The organism is Nonomuraea sp. NPDC052265 (assembly GCF_044547985.1).
In the GTDB taxonomy this organism is placed as follows: domain Bacteria; phylum Actinomycetota; class Actinomycetes; order Streptosporangiales; family Streptosporangiaceae; genus Nonomuraea.
In genome coordinates, this window is sequence record NZ_JBIUBJ010000030.1 from 1 (window position 1) to 25,010 (window position 25,010).

19 protein-coding genes are annotated in these 25,010 nt (G+C 71.2%); 14 read left to right on the plus strand and 5 right to left on the minus strand.

Going from position 1 to position 25,010, the window contains the following annotated elements:
* Positions 1-152: 152 nt before the first annotated feature.
* The 9 genes from ACIHAD_RS44110 (at position 153) to ACIHAD_RS44150 (ending at position 10,828) form a co-directional block, all read left to right on the plus strand.
* On the plus strand, positions 153-821 hold the full coding sequence (locus tag ACIHAD_RS44110) for an amino acid ABC transporter permease (RefSeq protein WP_397360818.1): 669 nt from the start codon (positions 153-155) through the stop codon (positions 819-821).
* Complete coding sequence (locus ACIHAD_RS44115; protein WP_397360819.1) at positions 818-1,735, plus strand: amino acid ABC transporter permease; 918 nt, start codon at positions 818-820, stop codon at positions 1,733-1,735. Before ACIHAD_RS44110 ends, ACIHAD_RS44115 begins: the two co-directional genes overlap by 4 nt.
* 166 nt (positions 1,736-1,901) lie before the next feature.
* Complete coding sequence (locus ACIHAD_RS44120; RefSeq protein ID WP_397360878.1) at positions 1,902-2,753, plus strand: glutamate ABC transporter substrate-binding protein; 852 nt, start codon at positions 1,902-1,904, stop codon at positions 2,751-2,753.
* A gap of 40 nt (positions 2,754-2,793) precedes the next feature.
* A complete protein-coding gene (locus ACIHAD_RS44125; protein ID WP_397360820.1) occupies positions 2,794-4,599 on the plus strand; it encodes a S9 family peptidase in 1,806 nt (601 codons plus the stop codon).
* 203 nt (positions 4,600-4,802) lie between these two features.
* On the plus strand, positions 4,803-6,629 hold the full coding sequence (locus ACIHAD_RS44130; protein WP_397360821.1) for an ABC transporter substrate-binding protein: 1,827 nt from the start codon (positions 4,803-4,805) through the stop codon (positions 6,627-6,629).
* 61 nt (positions 6,630-6,690) lie between these two features.
* Positions 6,691-7,728: an ABC transporter ATP-binding protein gene (locus ACIHAD_RS44135; RefSeq protein WP_397360822.1), complete on the plus strand. Its 1,038-nt coding sequence runs from the start codon at positions 6,691-6,693 to the stop codon at positions 7,726-7,728.
* Entirely contained in the window at positions 7,728-8,726 is a 999-nt protein-coding gene (locus ACIHAD_RS44140) for an ABC transporter ATP-binding protein (protein WP_397360823.1), read from the plus strand. Before ACIHAD_RS44135 ends, ACIHAD_RS44140 begins: the two co-directional genes overlap by 1 nt.
* Positions 8,723-9,730, plus strand: a complete 1,008-nt coding sequence (locus ACIHAD_RS44145) for an ABC transporter permease (protein ID WP_397360824.1) — start codon at positions 8,723-8,725, stop codon at positions 9,728-9,730. Before ACIHAD_RS44140 ends, ACIHAD_RS44145 begins: the two co-directional genes overlap by 4 nt.
* A 135-nt stretch (positions 9,731-9,865) precedes the next feature.
* The gene (locus ACIHAD_RS44150; RefSeq protein ID WP_397360825.1) at positions 9,866-10,828 is read left to right on the plus strand and encodes an ABC transporter permease; all 963 of its coding nucleotides are present in this window, start codon (positions 9,866-9,868) and stop codon (positions 10,826-10,828) included.
* A gap of 125 nt (positions 10,829-10,953) precedes the next feature.
* Here ACIHAD_RS44150 and rny read toward each other — a convergent pair whose 3' ends face one another.
* The gene (gene rny, locus ACIHAD_RS44155) at positions 10,954-12,570 is read right to left on the minus strand and encodes a ribonuclease Y (protein WP_397360826.1); all 1,617 of its coding nucleotides are present in this window, start codon (positions 12,568-12,570) and stop codon (positions 10,954-10,956) included.
* 597 nt (positions 12,571-13,167) lie between these two features.
* Between rny and ACIHAD_RS44160 the strand changes: the two genes are divergently transcribed.
* Positions 13,168-13,506: a hypothetical protein gene (locus ACIHAD_RS44160; protein WP_397360827.1), complete on the plus strand. Its 339-nt coding sequence runs from the start codon at positions 13,168-13,170 to the stop codon at positions 13,504-13,506.
* A 152-nt stretch (positions 13,507-13,658) separates the two neighbouring features.
* Here ACIHAD_RS44160 and recX read toward each other — a convergent pair whose 3' ends face one another.
* Complete coding sequence (recX, locus tag ACIHAD_RS44165) at positions 13,659-15,815, minus strand: recombination regulator RecX (RefSeq protein ID WP_397360828.1); 2,157 nt, start codon at positions 15,813-15,815, stop codon at positions 13,659-13,661.
* Positions 15,816-15,826: 11 nt separating this feature from the next.
* Positions 15,827-16,924: a recombinase RecA gene (gene recA / locus ACIHAD_RS44170; RefSeq protein ID WP_397360829.1), complete on the minus strand. Its 1,098-nt coding sequence runs from the start codon at positions 16,922-16,924 to the stop codon at positions 15,827-15,829.
* Between the two features lie 571 nt (positions 16,925-17,495).
* Here recA and ACIHAD_RS44175 point away from each other — a divergent pair.
* The gene (locus tag ACIHAD_RS44175; protein ID WP_397360830.1) at positions 17,496-17,771 is read left to right on the plus strand and encodes a hypothetical protein; all 276 of its coding nucleotides are present in this window, start codon (positions 17,496-17,498) and stop codon (positions 17,769-17,771) included.
* On the opposite strand, the gene ACIHAD_RS44180 is transcribed toward ACIHAD_RS44175, so the two are convergent.
* Positions 17,754-17,948, minus strand: a complete 195-nt coding sequence (locus tag ACIHAD_RS44180) for a DUF3046 domain-containing protein (RefSeq protein ID WP_397360831.1) — start codon at positions 17,946-17,948, stop codon at positions 17,754-17,756. The genes ACIHAD_RS44175 and ACIHAD_RS44180 overlap by 18 nt on opposite strands.
* Before the next feature lie 252 nt (positions 17,949-18,200).
* The gene (locus ACIHAD_RS44185; protein ID WP_397360832.1) at positions 18,201-18,689 is read right to left on the minus strand and encodes a VOC family protein; all 489 of its coding nucleotides are present in this window, start codon (positions 18,687-18,689) and stop codon (positions 18,201-18,203) included.
* Positions 18,690-18,778: 89 nt separating this feature from the next.
* On the opposite strand from ACIHAD_RS44185, the gene ACIHAD_RS44190 reads away from it, so the two are divergent.
* The 3 genes from ACIHAD_RS44190 to ACIHAD_RS44200 are packed head-to-tail and all read left to right on the plus strand — an operon-like array spanning position 18,779 to position 24,991.
* Positions 18,779-23,434 (plus strand): ATP-dependent helicase, encoded by a 4,656-nt coding sequence (locus tag ACIHAD_RS44190; RefSeq protein ID WP_397360833.1) that lies wholly within the window; start codon positions 18,779-18,781, stop codon positions 23,432-23,434.
* A 36-nt stretch (positions 23,435-23,470) separates the two neighbouring features.
* Entirely contained in the window at positions 23,471-24,250 is a 780-nt protein-coding gene (locus ACIHAD_RS44195) for a hypothetical protein (RefSeq protein WP_397360834.1), read from the plus strand.
* A gap of 27 nt (positions 24,251-24,277) precedes the next feature.
* The gene (locus ACIHAD_RS44200) at positions 24,278-24,991 is read left to right on the plus strand and encodes a GntR family transcriptional regulator (protein WP_397360835.1); all 714 of its coding nucleotides are present in this window, start codon (positions 24,278-24,280) and stop codon (positions 24,989-24,991) included.
* Positions 24,992-25,010 lie beyond the last annotated feature (19 nt).

Genomic DNA, 25,010 nt, shown 5'->3' on the forward strand with positions numbered 1-25,010 from the left:
CCCCACCAGCACCCTGCTGTGGGATATGTGGTGGGGCGGCACCCAGGGCCTCACGCTGTGGTAGACCGCCCCCCCGCCGGTGGGGGGGGGCGGGCCCCGCGGGGGGGGGGGGCCGGGCCCCCGCCCGCCGCCGCTCTATGCGGTGGAGCACGATGGATGAACTAATCAAGTACCTGCCCAACCTCGCGATGGGCTTCTGGGGGAACATCAGGATCGCGCTCGTGGCCGCGGTCGTCTCGCTCATCCTGGGGACGGTCCTGGCCGGGATGCGCGTCTCCCCGACGCCCGTGCTGCGCGCGGTGGGCACGGTCTATGTGAACGTAGTGCGCAACACCCCCCTGACCCTGGTGCTGGCGTTCTCGGCACTGGGCCTGAGCGACAAGCTCGGCCTGGTCTTCTCCGGCGAGCCGCGGACGAACTCCTTCTGGATCGTCTCGATGGGCCTGTCGATCTACACGTCGGCGTTCGTCTGCGAGGCGGTGCGCTCGGGCATCAACACGGTCCCGATGGGACAGGCGGAGGCGGCCCGGGCGATCGGGCTGAGCTTCATGCAGACACTGCGGCTGATCATTCTGCCGCAGGCGTTCCGCACGGTCATCGCGCCGCTGGCCAGCGTGATGATCGCCATGATCAAGAACACGACGGTGGCGGTCGCCGGCGGGTACGCCGCCGACGTGGCAGCCGAGATGAAGCTCACGTTCGACACCACGGGAGCCTCGATCCCGATCTTCCTCGGGGTGGTCGTGGCCTTCATGATCGTGACCATGCCGATCGGCTTCTTCTCCGGCTGGCTGGCCCGGCGTCTGGCGGTGGCACGATGAGCGCGTCCGTTCTGTTCGACGCCCCCGGACCGCGGGCCCGGCTGCGCAACCACCTGCTGACGGCGATCAGTGTCCTGGCGGTCCTGGCCGTCGCGTACTTCGTCTACCGGGGCTTCGACGCCAAGGGCCAGTGGGACGGCAAGATCTGGCAGCCGTTCCTGACGGCCGAGGTGTGGCGGGAGTTCATCCTGCCGGGCCTGCTCGGCACGCTGAGGGCGGCGGCCACCGCGGCGGTGCTCGCGCTGGTCTTCGGCGCGGTCTTCGGCCTGGCCAGGCTCTCCGACCACGCCTGGATCAGGGTCCCGGCGGCCACGGTGGTGGAGGTCTTCAGGTCCATCCCGCTGCTGCTGCTGATCTTCTTCATCTTCTACCTGGCGCCCGCCATCGCCGGTGGCGGCGACTACGCCTTCATCGCGGTGGTGCTGGGCCTGATGCTGTACAACGGCTCGGTGCTGGCGGAGATCGTGCGCGCGGGCGTGCACGCCATCCCCAAGGGCCAGGCCGAGGCCGCCTACGCGGTGGGCATGCGCAAGAACCAGGTGCTGCGCATGGTCCTGCTGCCGCAGGCGGTCACGACGATGATGCCGGCGATCGTCAGCCAGCTCGTGGTGCTGCTGAAGGACACCGCGCTCGGCTACATCATCGCCTACGTCGACCTGCTCAACACCGGGTTCAAGGTCCTGCCGGCCGCGTACTTCGGCTCGCTGATCCCGGCGGCGATCGTCGTCGGCGTCATCTACGTGGCGCTCAACATGACGCTGAGCTACCTGGCCACCTTGCTGGAGCGGCGCAGCAGGCGCAGCAGGAAGACCTCGGCGCGGCCGATCGCCACCCCCGGCGCGGCCGCCGTCGGAGTGGGCACCGGCCAGGGCACCGAGGGCGGCGGCCTGGCGCCCGACATCCCTGTGGAGTGACCGGCGGGTACGGCGGCGGGCTCGCGGGCCCGCCGCCGTACCTCCGGGGACGGCTCCGGAGCTCCCGGCCGCCGCCGTCTCGTAAAGAAAAGCCCAGATCTTCGCCGATGCGGCACGCAGAGCGGCTCTCCGGGGCCGTCCAGCCCACAGACTCCTGTGCGTGCGGATGCGTGGAGTCGTGGTGGCGCTGGCCGGCACGGTCGCGGTCGCCGTACCGGTCGCGTGCGGTGGCGGAGGCGCCTACTCCAGCGTCGTGGGCAAGATCAGGGGCACCGGCCAGGTCATCGTGGGCACCAAGTGGGACCAGCCGGGCCTGGGCCTGAAGAGCGGCCCCGGCGACCCGGTGGGCTTCGACGTGGACGTCGCCCGGTACGTCGTCGCCAAGCTGGCCGAGGGCCGGCCCGTGCGCATCACCTGGTGGGAGGCGCCCGCCGCGGGCCGTGAGGCGCTGCTCCAGAACGGCACCGTGGACATGGTGTTCGCCACCTACTCCATCACCGAGTCCCGCAGGCCCAAGGTGACCTTCGCCGGCCCGTACGCGGTCGTGCACCAGGACACGATGGTCCGGGCCGACGATCCCACCATCCGTAAGGTCGGCGACCTGCGGGGCAAGCGCGTGTGCCAGGTGGCCGGCTCCAACTCCTTCAAGCGGGTCGCCGACCCGCCGCCGGACGGCAAGCTCGACCTGCCCGTCGTGGCCGTGCCCGCGGCCAACTACTCCGACTGCGTGCGCAAGCTCTCCGACAACGAGCTCGACGCCGTCTCCACCGAGGACCTGACCCTGGCCGGCTTCGCCCAGGAGGCCCCCGGCCTGTTCCGGCTGCTCAACGACCCCTTCACCGACGAGCGGTACGGCATCGGGCTGAAGAAGGGCGACATCGAGACCTGCGAGGCCGCCGACCGGGCCGTGGCCGAGATGTGGCGGGACGGGACGGCCACGCGGCTGCTGCACAAATGGTTCGGCGACACCGGGCTCAAGCTGCCCTCGTCGATGCCGCCGCAGGAGAGATGTTCTTGATCGCGCCCCACGGCCTCGGATCTTCGGGCAGGATGCGGGTATGCCTTTCTGGCCGTCCCCCATCTCCGCCCGCGACGTCGCCGCCGCCGGTCTGCGTCCCGGCTGGCCCGTCGCGCGGGGCGGCCGGGTGTGGTGGACCGAAGACCGTCCGGGTGAGGGCGGCCGCACCGCGATCGTGTGCCGCGAGGCCGACGGCACCTGCCGCGACCTGCTGCCCGCGCCCTGGAGCGCCCGCACCCGCGTCCACGAGTACGGCGGCCGCCCTTATGCCGTGACGCCCGGCGGCGACGTGGTCTTCGCGGAGCTGGCCGATCAGCGCCTGTACATTGTCGGGCAAAACGGCCAGCCGAAACCTCTCACCGCCGAGGGCTCCCGCTACGCCGACCTGACCGTCCACGACGGCGAGATCTGGGCGGTGCGCGAACGCCACGGCGAGCACGGCAAGATCAGCCGTTCCGTCGTGTCGATCCCGCTGGCGGGCGGCGAGCCCCGCGAGCGGGCGTCGGGCCACGACTTCTACGCCTCGCCCGTGCTCTCCCCCGACGGCGCCCACCTGGCCTACGTCTGCTGGAACCACCCCCGCATGCCCTGGGACGGCACCGAGCTGCGCGTCGTCCGGCTGCGCGACGGGCAGACCCGCACGGTGCTGGGCGGCGAGGCGGAGTCCGTCCTGTCGCCCGCCTGGAAGGACGACGCCACCCTCTACCTGGTCTCCGACCGCTCCGGCTGGTGGAACCTCTACGAGTGCGGTCTCGACGGCGGGGCGCCGCGGGCGTTGTGCCCGGCGGAGGAGGAGTTCACGCAGCCGCCGTGGCAGCTCGGCGGGGCGCCGTACACCGTGCTGGGCGACGGGCGGCTCGCGGTCCTGCACGGGCGCGGCGACCTGCGGCTGGGCGTGCTCGACCCGGCCACGGGAGCGCTCCACGACCTCGACCTGCCCTACACGGGATGGCAGGCCGTGCTCGCGGCCGACGGCATGTCCGTGACGGGTGTCGGGCACGCGGCCAGGCTGCCGCGGTCGGTCGTGCGGGTCGACGTCGCCGCCGGCCGGGCCGAGCCGCTGGCGCGCGCCGCCGAGCAGTTGCCCGACCTGTCCGGGCTGCCCGATCCGCGGCCGGTGGTCGTGCCGGGCGAGCGGCCCGTGCACGCGTTCCTTCACCAGGTCGGCGAGGAGCCCACGCCGTACGTCGTCTTCGTGCACGGCGGCCCGACCGCCCACTCCGACACGGCGCTCGACCTGGAGAAGGCGTTCCTGACCTCGCGCGGCATCGGCGTGCTCGACGTGAACTACGGCGGCTCCACCGGCTACGGCCGCGCCTACCGGGAGCGGCTGCGGGGCCAGTGGGGGCTGGTCGACGTCGCCGACACGGTCGCCGCCGCCCAGTGGCTGGCCGACTCCGGGCTGGCCGATCCGGCCCGGATCGCGGTGCGCGGCGGCAGCGCGGGCGGCTGGACGGTGATGGCCGCCTGCTGCCGCTCCGGCGTGTTCGCGGGCGGGGTGTCCTACTACGGCGTCAGCGCGCTCGCGCCGCTCGCCGCGCACACCCACGACTTCGAGTCCCGTTACGTGGAGTGGCTGGTCGGCGACGACCCGGCCGTCTACGCCTCCAGGGAGCCGCTCGGCCTGGTCGAGGGGGTGTCCTGCCCGATGCTGCTGCTTCAGGGGCTCGACGATCCGGTGGTGCCGCCCGAGCAGTCGACGGCCTTCGCCGACGCGTTGTCCGAGCGCGGAGTCCCCTGCACCTATCTCGCTTTCGACGGCGAATCCCACGGATTTCGCCGGTTGGAGACGCGCGTCGCGGCACTGGCCGCCGAGCTGGCGTTCTACCAGCAGCTATTCAGTTAATGTCGCGATCTCCAGACAAATCCCGTACTGAACCAGCATTACCGACCAGTCGCTAGTCGCAAACAGTTACGTAACCAACCTCGACAGTCTTCCTCCGGCATGGGTTGCTCGTTTCAGTAAACGTGGGGCGCGCGTCGCGGCCACGACACGCGCCCCAGCTGTGCCAGCCAAGAACACCCCCATCTCGGCACGAGGGAGGCCAGATGGCCAGCTTGCGCCATCTCAGCATCATCACGGTGGCGGCGGCAACTCTGCTCGCCACCTCTTGCGCGACGCAGAACGGAACCAGCAACTCCGCTCCGCCCACCGCGGCGAGCCAGAGCTCCGGCAGCCCCGTCTCGGGCGGCACGCTCAGGCTCGTGGGCTCGGGCGACGTCGACCATCTCGACCCGACCAGCATCTACTACGTCGTCACCATCGGGATCATGCGCGGCTACTCGCGCCAGCTCTACGCCCTCCAGGGCGTCGCGCCGGGAGCCGACACCACCAAGGGCTACGAGGTGCTGCCCGACATAGCGGCCGAGCTGCCCACCGAGGCGAATGGCGGTCTCAGCGCCGACAAGCTCACGTACACGATCAAGTTGCGCGACGGCGTGCAGTGGGACACCCAGCCGCCGCGGCCGGTGACGGCGGGCGACTTCGTGCGCGGGTTCAAGCGCATCTGCAACCCGGTGGCGGGCTCCGGCGCGCCCGGCTACTACACCAGCACGATCAAGGGCATGGCCGACTACTGCGACGCCTACATCAAGGCGTTCGAGAAGGCCAAGCCCACCGCCAAGGCCCTGGCCGACTTCCAGAACGGCCACGACATCGCCGGCGTGCAGGCCAAGGACGACAAGACGATCGTCTTCACCCTGACCCAGCCGGCCGGTGACTTCCTCAACATCCTGGCCCTGAACTTCGCCTCGGCCGCGCCGCAGGAGTACGACCAGTACGTCCCCGACGACGCCACCTTCCGCCAGCACGTGATCTCCAACGGCCCCTACAAGATCACCTCGTACGTGGCCACCAAGTCGATCAGGCTGGAGAAGAACCCGTCCTGGAAGCAGGAGTCCGACCCGATCAGGCACCAGTACGTCAACGCCATCGACGTCAAGATGGGTGTCGGCGAGCCGGACGCCGTCCAGCAGCAGATCGAGGCCGGCAGCGCCGACCTGTCCTGGGACCTGCCGGTGCCGACCTCGCAGATCCCGCAGCTCAAGAGCAACGACCCCAACTTCACGATCTTCCCCGGCGCGGTGACGAACCCGTACGTGGTGTTCAACCTGCAGAGCAAGAACGCGGGTGGGGCGATGGGCAAGCTCAAGGTGCGCCAGGCCATCGAGTACGCGATCAACAAGACCGCCATCGCCAAGATCTACGGCGGCGCCGACGTCGCGACCGCGCTGCACACGGTCATCCCGCCCGGCAACATCGGCTACCAGGAGTACAACCCGTACCCGACGCAGGGCGACCAGGGCGACCCGGCCAAGTGCAAGCAGCTGCTGAGCGAGGCCGGCTACCCCGACGGGCTGACCCTCATCGGCGCCTTCCGCAACGCGGGCAACCACCCGGCCAACTTCCAGTCGTACGCGGCCGACCTGAAGCAGTGCGGGATCACCGTCAAGGGCCTGCCGCTGCGCCAGGGCGACTACTACACCTACCTGCAGACGCCCTCGCACGCCAAGAACAGCGAGTGGGACCTGTCGGCCCCCGGCTGGATCCCCGACTGGTACGGCAACAACGGCCGCGCGGTCATGCAGCCGCTGTTCCAGACCAACTGCAACGCCGGCACCAGCAACTACGGCTGCTACAGCAACCCCAAGGTGGACGACCTGATCAAGCGGGCGCTCGCCGAGACCGACCAGGCCAAGGCCGCGGCGCTGTGGCACGAGGCCGACCAGACGGTGCTGGCCGACGCGGTGATCGTGCCGCTGAACAACCAGAACACGCCGCTCTACAAGAACAAGCGGGTGCAGAACGCCCTGTATCTGCCGTCGTACCAGATCTTCGACGTCACCAACCTCTGGCTGAACCCCAACACGCCTTGACGACCGGTGTCCCGCGGGCTCGCCGGCAGGCGGGCCCGCGGGACAACCGCGAGGGAGACATATGAGCCTGCTTGAGGTGACCGACCTCCAGGTGGCCTTCCCCACATCCGACGGCGTGGTCCAGGCGGTGCGGGGGCTGTCGTTCACCGTCGATCGCGGTCAGACCCTGGCGATCGTCGGCGAGTCCGGCAGCGGCAAGACCGTGAGCACCCAGGCGATACTCGGGCTGACCCCCGACGCCGACATCTCGGGTACGGCCCTGTTCGAGGGCATCGACCTGCTCGGACTCGACAACGAGCAGCTCCGCCGGATCCGCGGCGCGGAGATCAGCGTGGTCTTCCAGGACCCGCTGACCAGCCTCCACCCGCTCTACAAGGTCGGCTGGCAGATCGAGGAGCTGATCCGCGTCCACACTCCCGGCACCCGCCGCGCCGAGGCCAGGAAACGGGCCGTCGAGCTGCTGGGCCTGGTGGGCATCCCGCGCCCCGACCGCCGGGTGGACGACTATCCCCACCAGTTCTCCGGCGGCATGCGGCAGCGGGCGATGATCGCCATGTCGCTCGCGCTCAACCCCAAGCTCATCGTCGCCGACGAGCCCACGACCGCGCTGGACGCGACCGTCCAGGCGCAGATCCTTGAGCTGATCGGGCGGGTGCAGGCCGAGTTCGACATCGCGCTCATCCTCATCACGCACGACCTCGGCGTCGTGGCCGGCATGGCCGACGAGGTCCTGGTCATGTACGCCGGGCTCGTCGTCGAACGGGCCGACCGGCGCACGCTCTACTACCACCCGCACCACCCGTACACCAAGGGCCTGCTGGAGTCGATCCCGGGCAGCACCGGCGACCGGGGCGGACGGCTGCGGCCCATCCCCGGCTCGCCGCCCAGCCTGATCGCGATCCCGTCCGGGTGCGCCTTCCATCCGCGCTGCCCGTACGTGATGCCGGTCTGTCCCGCCGAACGGCCGCCGCTTGCCTCCATCGCGGGCGCGCGCGGGCACGCCTCGGCGTGCTGGCTGCCGCACGAGGCGATCGGGCTCGGTACGGAGGCCGAGGCGCTGCGCAAGCGGGCGGCGCGGGTCACGGCGGAGGAGGCGTGATGCTGCTCGAAGTCGAGAACCTGGTCAAACACTTCCCCATCACCAGCGGCATGCTGATCAAGCAGACGATCGGGCAGGTCAGAGCCGTGGACGGCGTCAGCCTGTCGCTGTCGCCCGGCGAGACGCTCGGCCTGGTCGGCGAGACCGGCTGCGGCAAGTCCACGCTGGCCCGGTGCATCGCGGGCCTGCATCCCATCACCTCCGGCAGCGTGCGCTTCGACGGCGCGGACATCACCAACCTGCCGCGACGCCAGATGAGGCCCTACCGGCGCGACATCCAGATGATCTTCCAGGATCCGTACGGCTCGCTGAACCCGCGCCGGCGGGTCGGGTCGATCATCGCCGACCCGCTCGTCATCCACCGGGTGCAGAGCGGGCAGGAGCTGCGGCGCACCGTCCAGGAGCTGATGGAACGGGTCGGGCTCAACCCCGAGCACTACAACCGCTTCCCCGCCGAGTTCTCCGGCGGTCAGCGGCAGCGCATCGGGGTCGCGCGGGCGCTCGCGCTGCGGCCCCGGCTGATCATCTGCGACGAGCCGGTGTCCGCGCTCGACGTGTCCATCCAGGCCCAGATCCTCAACCTGCTCAAAGATCTGCAGGACGACTTCGGGCTGACGTACCTGTTCATCGCGCACGACCTGTCGGTGGTGCGGCACGTCAGCGACCGGATCGCGGTCATGTACCTGGGCAAGGTGGCCGAACTGGCCACCGCGGAGGAGCTGCACACGGTGCCGCGCCATCCGTACACGAACGCGCTGCTGTCGGCGACCGCCGTGGCCGACCCCGACGAGGCCGAACGGCGGCACCGCATCATCCTCACCGGCGACGTGCCCTCGCCGATCGACCCGCCCTCCGGCTGCCGGTTCCATCCCCGGTGCCCGAAGGCGCGCGAACGCTGCTCGGCCGAGGAGCCGCTGCTGGTGCCGCAGGAGCACCTGGTGGCCTGTCACTACCCCGTCGAGGCGGGCGAGGACCTGACCACCGGGAGGACCGCATGACTCTCACGGAGATCCGCCCGGACCTCGTCGCCGACCGCACGATCGCCGGACGCAGCCCCTGGCAGCTCGCCTGGGCCCGGATCAGGTCCGACCGGGTGGCCCTGATCTCGGGCATCGTCGTCGTGCTGCTGTGCCTGCTCGCCCTGGCCGCGCCGCTCATCTCGGCCTGGAGCGGCCACGACCCCGACGAGCAGTTCCGCGACACCGGCATCACCGACCAGGGCCTGCCCGTCGGGCCCAACGGCGAGTTCTGGTTCGGTACCGACCGCCTCGGCCGCGACCTGTTCATCAGGGTCCTGTACGGCGCGCGCGTCTCTTTGCTCGTCGGCGTGGTCGCGACCGGCGTGGCGGCGCTGGTCGGGGTGGTCGTCGGGCTGCTGGCCGGGTACTACGGCGGCGTCATCGACACCATCCTGTCCCGGCTCATGGACGTGGTGTTGTCGTTCCCGTACCTGATCTTCGCGATCGCGGTGGTGTCCATCGCCGGGCCCTCGCTGACCGCGACGATCGGGGTGATCTCGTTCTATTCCTGGGCGGCGATCGCCCGCGTGGTACGAGGTCAGACCTTGTCGCTCAAGGAACGCGAGTACGTGGAGGCGGCCCGGTCCCTGGGAGCCGGCGACGCGCGGATCATGTTCGTGGACATCCTGCCGAACCTGCTGGCGCCCGTCATCGTGCTCACCACGCTGCTGGTGCCGGCCGCGATCGTGTTCGAGTCCACCTTGTCCTATCTGGGGCTGGGGATCGTTCCGCCGACCCCGTCGTGGGGGAACCTGCTGAGCGAGGCCCAGGGGTTCTACCGGGTGGCGTACTGGTACCTGGGGTTCCCCGCGGCGTCCCTGCTGATCACGACGCTGGCGTTCAACCTGGTGGGCGACGGGATCAGGGACGCCATCGATCCCCGGATGGAACGGCTGTTCAGCCGGCGACGGCGCAAGCGCCGCTCCCCACCGGCTCCGGCGTCCGCGCCCGTCGCCGGGAGGTCCGATGCCGCGACTTCATGATCCCGCCCGGCTTCGCATCCTCGGTACGGTTCGCGCGCCCGCTTCAGTTCGCGCGCCCGCTACGGTTCGCGCGCTCGGGAGATCTTGTGGGTTCCGCGGCGGGATGCCGGGACTTCGTCAGGAGGTGGAGGGCTGATGCTGCGACGGTTCCTGCTGCGGCGGACGCTGCTCGGGCTGCTCGTGTTGTGGCTGGTCTCCCTGGGCACGTTCTTCCTGTTCTTCGTCGCCCCCGGCGACCCTGCCCGCACGCTGGCCGGCCGCCAGGCCACCCCCGAGCAGGTCGACCTGATCCGCCACAACCTCGGCCTCGACCGTCCCACCATCGTCCAGTACTTCGACTACCTGGGCCGGCTCCTGCACGGCGACCTGGGCCAGTCGTACTTCTCGGGCGAATCGGTGGGCAAGCTGCTCGCCCAGGACTTCCCGCCGACGTTCTCGCTGGTGCTCGGCGGGGCCGTCCTGTGGCTCTGCCTCGGCGTCGGCGCCGGCGTGCTCAGCGCCACCCGCGTCCGCTCGTTCCTGGACCGCGCGCTGACCACGCTGGCCCTGGCCGGGGTCTCGATGCCGACGTTCGTGGTCGGCCTGCTCCTGCTGTACTTCTTCTTCTTCCAGCTCACCATGGCGGGCGCCCCGATCCTGCCACCCGACTCGTACGTGCCCTTCTCCGAGAACCCCGGCGAATGGGCCCGGCACCTGATCCTGCCGTGGATCACGCTGGCCATGGTCCAGGCGGCCTCGTACGCCCGGCTCACCCGGGGCTCCATGCTGGACGTCCTCGGCGAGGACTACATCCGTACGGCCCGCGCCAAGGGCGTGCCCGAGGGCCGCGTCATCTACCGGCACGGCCTGCGCGCCGCGCTCACCCCCGTGGTGACCCAGCTCGGCGTGGACATCGGCACGCTGATCGGCGGTCTGGTGGTGACGGAGTCGGTCTTCGGGCTCGGCGGCATCGGGCAGGCGGTGGTGCAGGCGTTCATCAGCGGGGACCTGCCGGTGATCATGGGCGTCGTCGTCCTGGCCACCACCGCCGTAGTGGTGGCCAACCTGATCGTGGACATCGCCTACGGCCTCCTGGACCCCCGGATCCGCCTGGCCTGACACAGAAAGAGACACTTCTCCCGGCGGGCGCGCCCACCCCGCGCCCGCCCTTGGCCCCTTACCCCTTGAGCCTTGCCCCTTGAAGCTCAGTGGCACAGCGGGTTTCCTGGGAAGAAGCAGCGGGATCAGCGAGCGAACTCGGTCGCGCGGGACTCGCGCACCACCGTGATCCGGATCTGCCCCGGGTACGTCAGCTCCTCCTCCACCTGCTTGGCCACGTCCCGGGCGATCACCTGCGCCTGGATGTCGTCGATCGCGTCCGGCTTGACCATGACCCGGATCTCCCGCCCGGCCTGCATGGCGAACACCTTCTCCACGCCCTCGTACGACTGCGCGATCTCCTCCAGCCGCTCCAACCGCTTGACGTACGCCTCCAGCGACTCCCTGCGCGCCCCCGGACGGCTGCCGCTGACGGCGTCGGCCGCCTGGGTGAGCACCGCCTCGACCGTACGGACCTCGACCTCGTTGTGGTGCGCCTCGATGGCGTGCACCACGTCCTCCTGCTCGCCGTACCGGCGGGCGATCTCGGCGCCGATCAGCGCGTGGCTGCCCTCGACCTCGTGCGTGAGGGCCTTGCCGATGTCGTGCAGCAGCGCGCACCGCTTCATGAGCTGCTGGTTCAGCTTCAGCTCGGCGGCCATGATCCCGGCGATGTGCGCCGACTCGATCAGGTGCTTGAGCACGTTCTGACCGTAGGACGTGCGGTAGCGAAGCTGCCCGAGCAGCAGCGTCAGCTCGGGATGCATGTCCGTGATGCCCAGCTCGACGAGCGCGTCCTCGCCGGCCCGCGCGCAGAGGTCCTGCACCTCCTGGCGGCTGCGGTCGTGGGCCTCCTCGATCCGCTGCGGATGGATGCGTCCGTCGAGCACCAGCTTCTCCAGCGTGAGCCGCGCCGTCTCCCTGCGAACCGGGTCGAAACACGACAACAACACCGCCTCGGGCGTGTCGTCGATGATCAGGTTCACGCCCGTGGTGGACTCGAACGCCCGGATGTTGCGCCCCTCGCGCCCGATGATCCGGCCCTTCATCTCGTCACCGGGCAGGTGCAGCACGCTGACGACCGACTCTGCCGTCTGCTCGGCCGCCACCCGCTGAACCGCCAGCGTCACGATCTTGGTGGCGCGCTTCTCGCCCTCCTTGCGGGCCTCGCCCTCGATCTCCCGGATGATCAGCGCCGCCTCGCGCTTGGCCTGGTTCTCGATCTCCTTGACCAGCTCGGACTTGGCCTGCTCCCCGGTCAGCCCGGCGACCCGTTCCAGGATCACCCGCCGCTCGTCCTCGACCTGGAGCAGTTCCTCGCGCCGGTCGGCCAGCTCGACCTCGGTCTCGACCAGCTTCCTGTCCCGCTCGGCCTGCCGTCTGGCCTCCTCGTCGAGCCGCTGCTCGCGCTCGGCCAGCCTGGCCTCCCTGCGTTCGAGATCGGTCCGGAGCTCCTTGAGCTCGGACTTCAGGATCCGGCTCTCCTCCTCGACCTCCCGCCGCATCTGCACGGCGCTCTCGGTGGCGCTCTCCGACCTGCGCAGAATCTCCTCGGCGTCGCTCTCCGCCTTGGTGCGGATCTCCTTGGCCCGTTCCCGCGCCTCCTCAAGCTCCGCGTGTACGGCCTCCACCTGCTCCGGGCTCGGCTGGGCCTTACGGGGCAGACCGCCAGAGGTCCGGCGTATGACGACGAGCAGCGCCACGATCATCCCGAACGCGAGCACGAGCACCGCCACCATCAGCACCACGACAAGCGGCTGCATGTGCGCCCCGCCCTCCTCGCGTCGTCAACACCTCAGAACGCGGACCCAAAACGGAGGGGTCACGTGCGCGCCACGGAAAGCCCGGTCGGCGTCGTCTCCAGGACAGATGTCAGGCCAAGGCGGACCGGGCATCGGCCCCCATAGCCGACACCTCGCCTGCCTCGATCAACCGAGCTCGTTCGTCCGTCGTTCACCGGTATGGCAATCCGCGCTGCGCGGAGTAACTCCTCACTGCCGTCGAGGTTATGCGTCGAACAGGTCACGAGCAAGCAAACGCGTCCTCAAGCGTGTCTTACGGGCCCGCATCTCCCCAATCAACCACATAACCCACGATCACCCCCATTTGTCCCCCACCCTCACCTCTCCAACCCCCAAAAGCCCAGCCAAAGCCAATCGACACCCTCACCCATGAAACCTTGGAGCCTGAAGGAGACACACCCGTGCAGCCCTCAGCCGACTCCGGAGCCCCGCCACCCCAGCAGCCGTCCCCAGGCCCACCGCCGCAACCGCAGCCCGCCTTCAGGCCGCAGGCCGTCCATACTCCCCCCGACCTTGGCACACGCCCCCTCACACCACCCCGGACAGCAGGAGCAGACGTTGAGCAGCACCATCGACAAGATCGCCTGGATCCACCTGGACAACGGCAAGATCCTCAGCACCCGCTCGCGAGGCAAGAACGCCTACTACATCCCCGGCGGCAAACGCGAACCCGGCGAAACCGACCTCGAACCCAGCCCGGCCCGACCATCCCGATCGGCCCCCGGCCTGCGGCAGCCCGATGGCCCCAGCCGACGACAGCCCGGTAACCCCTCGATCCCCTCGCCCCCTGGGGCACAGGGCGTTGACCCGGATGCCGTGCCCGCCGAGCTCGGCGGCCATGGTCTTGGTCCGCAGCAGCACGCAGGCCCGGGTGCGGGGCAGCCTCGACTCGCCTGAGGTGGCCGCCGGTCTCGGACGCCTGCCGGGACCGCCGATCGAGGTGCTGGTCGAGGTGGACATCGGCCAGCACCGGCTGGGGCCGTCCGCCGGGGCGTGAGCTCGGGCATGAGCGGGGTCCGGGCCTGAACCAGGTCAGGCGGCCTCAGGGATCAGGAGAAGTCGTCCTCCAGGTCGATGCCCTCCTGTTCAAGAGCCTCCCGGATCACCCGGTACGCGAGCCCCGACGAGTACCCCTTGCGCGCCAGCATGCCGGCCAGACGCCGCGTACGGGTCTGCGGGTCGAGGGACCGGGTGGAGGCGAGCTTACGGTCCACCAGTCGCCGGGCCGTCTCGGCCTCCTGGTCGGAATCCAGGCGCTCCACGGCGTCCTGCACGGTCTCGGAGTCCACACCCCGATGGCGCAACTCGGCCGCGAGCGCACGTTTCGCCAGGCCACGACCGTGATGCCGGGAGTCGACCCATGCCTCCGCGAACGCCTCGTCATTGATCAGCCCGAGCTCGACGAACCGATCAAGCACCTTTCCTGCAGCCTCATCAGGCACGTCCCGCTTGCGAAGGGCCTCGGCGAGCTGCGCCCGGGTCTTCGGAGCCATGGTGAGCAACCGAAGGCAGATGGCCCGTGCCACGGACTCCGGGTCAGCCTCGGGTGCCGCCGCAGCGGGACTGTCGGCGTCCGGCCCGTCAGGCAGCGGCCCGCCACTGTCTGACGTACCTCTCCCGAAGCGTCCGCTCCCCCTGCCCCACCCGGTTCCCCGGCCGCCTGTACGGCGTCCTTTGCTCGAACGCTTCTTCCCACCCGCGCCCTGCTCGTCGCCGGACCAACTGCTTCCGGCCAGCACGTCTGAATGCCACTCATCGGCGCCATGCTTCTTCGCGGGGGAAGCCACACCCTCCGGCGTCTCCTCGACTCCGTCGGGCTCATGCGGATCTTCCCGCTCCGGTAGGCGCTCCTCAGGGACGTCGCCGTCCTGACCACTCAGCCCAGCCGACCTCCTGCCGGCGAAACCCTCACCATCCTGAGCCCTCCGCCTGCTCGTACGCCGCCCGACAGGCTCCTCGCCGTCATGGCCCTTCAGCTCGTCCGCGGGGCTTCCGGAGAAATCCTCATCGACCTGGGTCTTCCTCTTACGTCGTCCAGAACCGCTCTCGCGGGCGCGTCCCGTGCGGGCGTTTTCGGAAGGGGCGCTCGCAACGGTGTCACTGTCGGCAGAAGGCTTGCGCTCGCCCGGCCAGACGAAGATCGGAGCGTCGGCACTCTCCTCCGAGCGCCCCCGGGACGCCCGCCCCCCGGCCTGACCAGCACCCCGTCCCCTGGCTCGACCACGACCGCCTGAGCGGAGGTCATCGGGGGCTGCTTCTTCGTCCGGAGTGGGATGATCGGCCGGGTGACGCCGGCCGGGAGCGGGCCGGTCCGACGGGTCGTCACCCTCAACGACCCACCACGCCTTGACCGCTTCCCCACCCGTCCCAACGCCGGCCTCATCGCCCGGCCCAGCACCAGCCTCAGCACTGAGCCCAACGCCTGTCTCCTCGCGCAGCCCAGCACTGAGCCCGCCGTCGGTCACATCGTTCAGGCTCGCGTCGGCCGCACCGACTGAACCTGTGGCACTTTCGTCGGCCTGGGTGCGCTGGTCGCCCGGCCAGTGGAAGGTCGGCGCGGCCATCTCCCGTCCTGGCCCCCATGCCGGGGGCACAGCGCTGGTCCGCCCACCCGTACGCCAGCCGGGCGTGCCCTCGTCATCCACCCGAGCATGGACGATCACATCGTCCTCCTCATGGTGAACGCCCGCGTCGTCCAGGACGGCTGCGTCGTCCGCTTCAGAGTGGACGTCCGTGCCATCGGCCCTGGCGGGATCGGTCGCGTCGTCCAGCCCGTCGCGGGCAGCCGTGTCATCCGCCCCTGTGTCGAGGGCCGCGGAGTGGGCGGTGGTGGTCGGGAGGTGGTCGTCGTCCGGGGTGGGGGTCTGGGACGCGGCGGCTCGGAGGCGGGCGCGTTGTTCGTGCCATTCGTCTACCGATGGCCAGCCGTCTGCGGCCGATCGGGCCAGGTCGGCGCCACGCGAGCCCCCACCGGAGGCCCGGCGACCGGTCGCCCGGGTCACCGGCTCGGTGGCGGCGGCCGTGGTGGTCACCGACTCGGGACTGGCGGCCACCGGTTCAGAGGTGGTTGCCCAGGCCGTCGGCTCCGGGGTGGTGGTCCGGGGGCCGCGGGGTCCGCGCTTCTTGCGCTCCCCCGAGGCGGGGAGGTCGGGCCGTGCGCCCCAGTCCTGGGAACGGGGCGCCTGCGACGGATCCCTGTCACTCATGCGCCGACCGATCAGACGTCACCCGGCTTGGGGGTGGACTTCGAGCCACGACCCGAGGGCGCGGCGGCGGGAGCCGGGACGGCGGCGGCGGCGGGTTCGGCGGGCGCGTCGAGCTTCGGACCGACCCCCAGCTTGTCCTTGATCTTCTTCTCGATCTCGTTGGCCATGTCGGGGTGGCTCTTCAGGAAGTTACGCGCGTTCTCCTTGCCCTGGCCCAGCTGGTCGCCCTCGTACGTGTACCAGGCACCCGACTTGCGGACGAAGCCGTGCTCGACGCCCATGTCGATGAGGCCGCCCTCGCGGGAGATGCCCACACCGTAGAGGATGTCGAAGTCGGCGACGCGGAAGGGCGGGGCCATCTTGTTCTTGACGACCTTGATCCTGGTGCGGTTGCCGACCGCCTCCGTGCCGTCCTTCAGGGTCTCGATGCGGCGGATGTCCATGCGGACCGAGGCGTAGAACTTGAGCGCCTTACCACCGGTCGTGGTCTCGGGGCTGCCGAACATGACGCCGATCTTCTCGCGGAGCTGGTTGATGAAGATCGCGGTGGTGCCGGTGCTGTTGAGCGCGCCGGCGACCTTGCGCAGGGCCTGGGACATCAGGCGGGCCTGGAGGCCGACGTGGCTGTCGCCCATCTCGCCCTCGATCTCGGCCTTGGGCACCAGGGCGGCCACCGAGTCGATGACGATGATGTCGACCGCGCCGGACCTGATCAGCATGTCGGCGATCTCCAGCGCCTGCTCACCGGTGTCGGGCTGGGAGACCAGCAGGGCGTCGGTGTCGACGCCCAGCTTCTTGGCGTATTCGGGGTCGAGGGCGTGTTCGGCGTCGATGAACGCCGCGATGCCGCCGGCCCGCTGGGCGTTGGCCACCGCGTGCAGGGCGATCGTGGTCTTGCCCGAGGACTCGGGGCCGTAGATCTCGACGATGCGCCCGCGCGGGAGACCGCCGATGCCGAGGGCCACGTCAAGGGAGATCGACCCGGTGGGGATCACCTCGATGGGGGCTCGGGCGTCGTCGCCCAGTCGCATGACGGAGCCCTTGCCGAACTGCCGCTCGATCTGAGCGAGCGCGGTCTCGAGGGCCTTCTCGCGGTCGTTGATAGCCATGGGAGCTCCCTCTGGAGGGTCGTGGTCCGATCAGTCGAGTGAAAGCTACGGCCTGCCACCGACATTTTCTGAGACGGTCGGGGAAGACGTGGCCGGGTTCGGCAAGGTTCATCGTAGCCGAACGGCTGTTCGATCACATCACGAACACGCTGCTGGGATGCATGCGGCGTGTTCATGGGGAGGGCGAGGCCGGTGCTCGGACGCCGCTCGCGTTCATGGTGGTCGCCGGCGGATCGGCCGTGGGGTCTGCCCTGGGGATCGTGGCCGTGGAACCGGGCACGACGGGCGGACGTGACGGGGTGCGCCCGGATGCGCGGTGGCACGGACCCGGCCCGGACGGACGCCTGTCCCCTGCCGACGGTCGACATGTTACCCAGGGGATCGCCGCGCGGGGAGACGTCACGGACGTTCTCCCCACCGGTACGGAGAGGCCGCCCATGGGGCCGAAGTGACGGGCGGGACACGGGAAGCGGAACGTTCCCGATCTCTCGCGCGGGTTGCCGCCGACGTGTTGTCATACGCCGTGAGCTGGGGAGACTCACTTGCAGGGTACTGGCTTGGAGGCGGCGAAGTGGCGAGTGGCTACACCGGGGAACGACGCACCCTTCTGGAGGCGCTCGCCGAGTTGCTGCCCCATCGGGGGCTGGTCAGCCGCATGGTCGGCGGCGACGAGCCGGTGTTGTGGGTGTGGCATCCGCGCACACGCCGCCAGACGATCGTCTTCGCCACCCCTTCCAGCGGGGGCTGGACGTTGTTGTGGTCGCCGGGCGGACAGGGCGGCGCGGACGACCTGGAGGGCACGGCGGACGCGCTCCGCCGCACGCTCGACTCAGCGCAGTCCGGCTGAGACGTCCTCCACCTGGCACACGGCCCGCCACACGGTCTTGGCGCTCTCGCCGTCGGCCAGCGCCTGCGTCACGGTACGGCCGCCCAGCGGGGCGATCACGTAGTCGCGGGCCCACGACTCGGCATAGGTCTCGCCGAAATGGGCGTTCATCCTTCTCCAGAACTCGGTCAGGCGCATGCACCAAGTATGGAATCGCGTCAGGTGTGGGTAAGACATCCGCATGCCAAAGACCCCCAAGTCTTCACCCCCGAAGACCGCCAGGACCAAGGCCAACAGGGCGCGGCGCCGCCGGCTGTTACTCGCGATGCGGCAGGCCGTACAGAAGGAGAAGGGACAGCGATCGGAGCTGCACGCGGGAATCAGGCGGGAGCCGCGCGCGGGCAGGCCGCGTACGCGCAGGGCGTCACGGCGCTGAGCCGGGACGCACGGTCACAACACTCGCGTACCGTACATCTCACCGAGATGGTCGGCGAGCAGCTCCAGGCGGGCGCCGTCGGGGTCCTTGAAGTAGATGGAGGCGCCGCTCTCGATCTGGTGCGGCACGCCGGCCATCTCCAGCTTGCCGCGCAACCGCTCCCAGGTGGCGGGGTCGACGGAGATCGCCACGTGGTGCAACCCGCCGAGCACCTCCTGGTACGGGCCGAGATCGAGCCCCGGGAAGTCGAAGAAGGCGAGCAGGTTGCCGTTGCCGATGTCGAAGAAGAAGTGGCTCGAACCCTTGTAGTCGCGGTTCTCGATGATCTCCGTCAGCGGGAACTCCAGAAGTTCCTGGTAGAACTTGATGGTCCGCTCCACATCGGACGACAACATCGCCACGTGGTGCAGGCCACGGGCGCTGCTCGACGGCCGGTGCGGTAAGGCGTATTGGCGTCGCAACTGTGCGCGTCGGCTCTCGACGGCGGCATAATCAATGGTCACGGTCGCTGTATGTCCGCCTTGACCCCCACTCAATCGCCCGGCGCCGCTCCAATGCGTTTTCTGTCGGTGACGCGAGGCAGTATGTGCTGGTGAGCTCGCTAGACCACTTCACCCAGGTGACCAGGCAATGGTTCGCCGGCGCCTTCCAGGCGCCCACGGCGGCCCAGGAGGGCGCGTGGGAGTCGATCGCGCGCGGCGACAACACGCTGGTCGTGGCCCCTACGGGGTCGGGCAAGACGTTGGCGGCCTTCCTGTGGTCGCTCGACAGGCTCGCGGCGCGGGCTGCCGGGCAGCCCTCCGGCGAGACGACGGCGAAAGCCCCCAAACCGGGCACCCGCGTGCTCTACGTGTCGCCGCTCAAGGCGCTGGCCGTCGACGTCGAGCGCAACCTGCGCGCGCCGCTGGCCGGGCTCAGGCAGACGGCGCGCCGGCTCGGGCTGCCCGTGCCGGAGATCTCGGTGGCGATCCGCTCCGGCGACACCCCGGCCGAGGAGCGCAGGCGGTTCGCGGCCAAGCCGTCCGACATCCTGATCACCACCCCCGAGTCGCTGTTCCTGCTGCTCACCAGCCAGGCGCGCGACGCGCTGCGCGACGTCGAGACGGTGATCGTCGACGAGGTGCACGCGGTCGCGGCCACCAAGCGCGGCGCCCATCTGGCGCTCAGCCTGGAGCGGCTCGACGCGCTGCTGGAGCGTCCGGCGCAGCGGGTGGGGCTGTCGGCGACCGTGCGGCCGGTGAGCGAGGTGGCGGCCTTCCTCGGCGGCACGCGTCCGGCCACGGTGGTGCAGCCGCCGTCCGACAAGCGCATCGAGATCGAGGTCGTCGTCCCGGTCGAGGACATGACGGAGATGGAGGGGGCGCCCGATCCCGAGCAGGCCGAGCCGTCCTCCGGCCGGTCGATCTGGCCCCATGTGGAGGACCGCCTGTTCGACCTCATCGAGGCCCACAGCTCGACGATCGTGTTCGCCAACTCCAGGCGACTGGCCGAGCGGCTGTGCACCCGGCTCAACGAGCTGGCCTACGCGCGGCGGCAGGGGCTGGAGGCGATCGACCTGTCGATCTGGGAGACGCCGGTGGAGAGTCCGGAGGCGCCGCCGGACCGCCGGGAGCCCCCGGCGCCGCCCAGGCGCATGCCCGCCGAGACGATGGCGCAGGCGGGGGCGAGCAAGGGGGTGGTGACGGAGATCGTCCGGGCCCACCACGGCTCGGTGTCGAAGGAGGAGCGGGCCCAGATCGAGGAGGCGCTCAAGTCGGGGCGGCTGCCCGCCGTGGTCGCCACCTCCAGCCTGGAGCTGGGCATCGACATGGGCGCGGTCGATCTGGTGGCGTGCGTGGAGGCCCCGCCGAGCGTGGCCAGCGGGCTGCAGCGCATCGGCCGGGCCGGCCACCAGGTGGGCGCGGTGTCCCGCGGGGTGATCTTCCCCAAGTACCGGGGCGACCTCGTCCAGACGGCCGTGGTGGCCGAGCGCATGCGCGGCGGGCAGATCGAGGAGCTGCGCTACCCGCGTAACCCGCTCGACGTGCTGGCCCAGCAGATCGTGGCCATGACCGCGCTCGACGAGTGGACCGTCGACGAGCTGGAGACCGTGGTCAAGCGGGCCGCCCCCTACGCCACCCTGCCGCGCAGCGCGCTGGAGGCGACCCTCGACATGCTGGCGGGGCGCTACCCGAGCGAGGAGTTCGCCGAGCTGCGGCCGCGCATCGTCTGGGACCGCGTCTCCGGCACGCTCCAGGGGCGGCCCGGCGCGCAACGGCTGGCCGTGACCAACGGCGGCACGATCCCCGACCGGGGCCTGTTCGGCGTGTTCCTCGTGGGTGAGAAGGCGTCCCGGGTGGGCGAGCTGGACGAGGAGATGGTCTACGAGTCGCGCGTCGGCGACGTGTTCGTGCTGGGCGCGACGTCGTGGCGGATCGAGGACATCACGGCCGACCGGGTGCTGGTCTCCCCCGCTCCCGGCCAGCCGGGCAAGCTGCCGTTCTGGCACGGCGACGCGGCCGGGCGGCCGGCCGAGCTGGGCCGGGCGATCGGGCAGTTCCTGCGGGAGCAGGCCAAGCACGGTTCCACCGACCGCATGCGGGAGGCGGGGCTCGACGAGTTCGCCGCGGGCAACCTGCTGGCCTACCTCAACGAGCAGCGCGAGGCCACCGGCTACGTGCCCGACGACCGTACTCTGCTGGTCGAGCGCTTCCACGACGAGCTGGGCGACTGGCGGGTGGTGATCCACTCCCCCTACGGCGCGCGGGTGCACGCCCCCTGGGCGCTGGCGATCAACCGGCGGCTGCGCGAGCGTTACGGCATCGACGTGCAGGCCGTGCACTCCGACGACGGCATCGTGCTGCGCATTCCCGACACGCTGGCCGAGCCGCCCACCGACGTGGCGGCGTTCGACGCCGAGGAGATCGAGCAGATCGTCACCGAGGAACTGGGCGGTTCGGCCATGTTCGCCTCCCGGTTCAGGGAGTGCGCCGGGCGGGCGCTGCTGCTGCCGCGCCGGGTGCCGGGCCGGCGCAGCCCGCTGTGGCAGCAGCGCCAGCGGGCCGCCCACCTGCTGGGCGTGGCCTCCCAGTACGCCTCGTTCCCGATCGTGCTGGAGACGATGCGCGAGTGCCTCCAGGACGTGTTCGACGTGCCGGGGCTGGTCCAGCTCATGCGCGACATCGCGGCGCGCCGGATCCGGGTCGTGGAGGTGGAGACCTCGCAGGCCTCGCCGTTCGCCGCGTCGCTGCTGTTCCACTACGTCGGCGCGTTCATGTACGAGGGCGACGCGCCGCTGGCCGAACGCCGCGCGCAGGCCCTGGCGCTGGACACCACGCTGCTGGCCGAGCTGCTCGGCCAGGCCGACCTGCGCGAGCTGCTCGACCCCGACGTGATCGTGAGCAGCGAGCGCGAGCTGGCCCGGCTCGACCGGCCGCTGCGCGACGCCGAAGACCTGGCCGACCTGCTGCGCTCGCACGGGCCGCTGCTGACGCCCGACGTGAGCGTGCGCGGCGGCGACCCGTCCTGGCTGGAGGAGCTCGAACGCGCGCGCCGGGCCATCCGCCTGCGCGTCGCGGGCGAGGAGCAGTGGGCGGCCGTCGAGGACGCCGCCCGGCTGCGCGACGCGCTGGGCGTGCCGCTGCCCGTGGGGGTGCCGCACGTGTTCCTGGAGCCGGTGCCCGACCCGCTGGCCGACCTGGTGGCCCGGCACGCCCGTACCCGAGGCCCCTTCCACGCCGGCACCGCCGCCGCCAGGTTCGGGCTCGGCGCGGCCGTGGTCACCGACACGCTGCGGCGGCTGGCCGCCTCGGGGCGGGTCGTCAACGGGGAGTTCCGTCCGGGCGGCCGGGGCGAGGAGTGGTGCGACGCCGGGGTGCTGCGGATGTTGCGCCGCAGGTCGCTGGCCCGGCTGCGCAAGGAGGTCGAGCCGGTCGCGCCCGAGACGCTGGCCCGTTTCCTGCCCGCCTGGCACGGCATCACCGGTTCGGGCTCGCCCGACGGCTCGCGTGCCGGGGCGGCCCGGGCCATGGACGCGCTGGTGCGTTCCGTCGAGCAGCTCCAGGGGGCGGCGGTGCCGGCGTCGGCGCTGGAGACGCTGGTGCTGCCCTCGCGGGTGCCCGGCTACCATCCGGCGCTGCTCGACGAGCTGACCTCGTCGGGCGAGGTGATGTGGGTGGGGCAGGGGTCGTTGCCCGGCGGCGACGGCTGGGTGTCGCTCTACTTCGCCGACACCGCGCCGTTGCTGCTGCCCGAGCCCGCCGAGATCACGATGACGCCGCTGCACGAGCGCGTGCTCGACCTGCTGGGCGGCGGGGGCGCGCTGTTCTTCCGGGGCATCTCCGACCAGCTCGGGGCCCAGGGCGGGGCGCTCGACGACGCGGCGCTGGTCTCCGCGCTGTGGGATCTGGTGTGGTCGGGCCGGGTCTCCGGCGACACGCTCGCGCCGCTGCGGGCCACGCTGGGCACCGGGCGTCCCGCTCACAGGCCCGCCACGACGCGGCGGCGCCGGGCCGTGCTGCCGTCGAGGAGCGGGCCGCCGACCGTGGCCGGGCGGTGGTGGCTGCTGCCCGGGCCCGCCGACGACGCGACGCAGCGGGCGCACGCCCAGGCCGAGGCGCTGCTCGAACGGCACGGGGTGGTGACGCGGGGGGCGGTGACCTCCGAACGGCTGCCTGGCGGGTTCACGCCTGTCTACCAGGTGCTTCGCGCCTACGAGGAGAGCGGGCGGTGCCGCCGCGGCTACTTCGTCGAGGGGCTGGGGGGTGCGCAGTTCGCGCTGCCGGGCGCGGTCGACCGCATGCGCGCCATGGCCCCGAGCATCGCGCCGACGGGGGGCGGGCCGGATGAGGGCTCCGGTCCCGCGTCCGGGGCCCCCGCTTGGGAGCGGCGGGTGACGCCGGGGCGGCGGGCCGTGGTGCTGGCCGCGGCCGATCCGGCCAGCCCGTACGGGGCCGCGCTCCCCTGGCCGCAGCGCCCTGGAGACGTCGGGCACAAGCCGGGCAGGAAGGCGGGCTCGCTGGTCGTGCTCGTGGACGGCTACCTCGTCCTCTATGTGGAGCGGGGCGGCAAGACGTTGTTGTCGTTCGCCGACGACGAGCGGCTGCGGCCGGCCGTCGACGCCCTGGCCCTGGCCGTCCGCGACGGGGCGCTCGGGAAGCTGACCGTGGAGCGGGCCGACGGCGCGTCCATCGTGGAGTCGCCGCTGGCCGCGGCCCTGGAGGCGGCCGGGTTCCATCCGACCCCGAGGGGGCTGCGCCTGCGCGCCTGACGAGCGTGGCGGCCGGAAAGGCTGGAGGATGGGGGCATGCCGCCTCTGCGACGCTTACGTTCCGACCTCGGCTCCGGCAAGAACCTGGAGATCTACGTCACGACGGTCATCGCGCTCGTGGTGGGCGTGCTCGGCGTCGTCGGCGTGGTCAAGGGCGAGATCCTGGCGGCGGCGACGCTGGCCACGCTCGCCCTGCTGGCGGTGTCCGCGCTCGGCCCCAAGCACCAGGTGGCCGACCTGGAGGCCCGCGTGGCCGAGCTCAACGCCCTCGTACGCGACCGCCTGGCCGGGGAGACGTTCCTGACCACCCGCAAGGAGGGCCTGGAGCAGCGGGTCGCCCGCACCGGCGACCTGCGTCTCGCCGGGGTGACGCTGAGCCGCACGATCCGCGCCCACGTCGCCGACCTGCACAAGGCGCTGGAACGCGGCGCGTCGCTCAAGGTCCTGGTGATCGACCCGGCGGGCACCGCGCCCGAGGAGGCGGCCAGGCGGAGCACGATCCCGGAGCAGACCGACGTCTTCACCCATCGCGTGAAGTCCACCCTCTACCTGCTGCGCGACCTGCCCCGCCGGGACCGCGTCGAGGTGCGCTTCCTGCCGTTCGTGCCCGCGTTCGGGCTGGTCCTGCTCGATCCCGGCGACGACGACGGCATCATCCACGTGGAGCTGGGCACGCACAGCACCGCGGGCCGCGATCCGGTCTTCACGCTGACCCCGCGCCGCGACCACTTCTGGTACGGGCACTTCATGGCCGAGTTCGACCGCATGTGGGAGGTGGCCAGACCCGCCACCGCCGCGGACGGCCTCGGCGACTGACCGAGTCTGTATACGATGGGCCGTCATATGGCTGAACTGACGTCGGGCGCGGCCCGCACCTCCCTGCGGGTCGAGGTCACCGAAGACCTGCGCCGCCGCATACTCTCCGGCGAGCTGGCCCAGGGCGAGCGGCTGGTCGAGGACCGGCTGGCCGCGCTGCTCGGCGTGTCGCGCAACCCCGTGCGCGAGTCCATCCGGGTGCTGGCGACCGAGGGGTTCGTCGAGGTCGTCCCGCGGATCGGCGCGACGGTCGCGCGGCTGTCGGCCGAGGAGGGCGAGGAGCTCTTCGACGTGCGCATGGCGGTCGAGGGCCTGGCCGCCCGGCTGGCGGCACGCAAGCGCCGCCCCGAGGCCGTCGAGCGGCTGCGCCGGGTGCTCGACGCGGCCAGGGAAGCCGTCGAGGCCGGGCGGCCGGCGGAGGTGGCCGAGCTCAACACCGCCTTCCACCTGGCCGTGGGCGAGGCGGCGGGCAACTCCTACCTCAACCTGATGATGAAGCCGATGGTGCAGCGGGCGCAGTGGGTCTTCAGCCAGACCGCCGCCGTCCGGGCGCCGCACTCCTGGACGGAGCACCTGAGCCTGTGCGAGGCCATCGCGGCGGGCGACGAGGACGAGGCCCAGGCCAGGGCGGTCGCGCACGTCGCCGCCGCGCGCCGGTCGTTCCTCGCGGCCGTGGCCCGTACGACGGACCGCCCGGACGGGGACGCCCAGGTGACAACCGACCCCCCGCAGGACGGTTGAGACGCGGGGATTGTATACA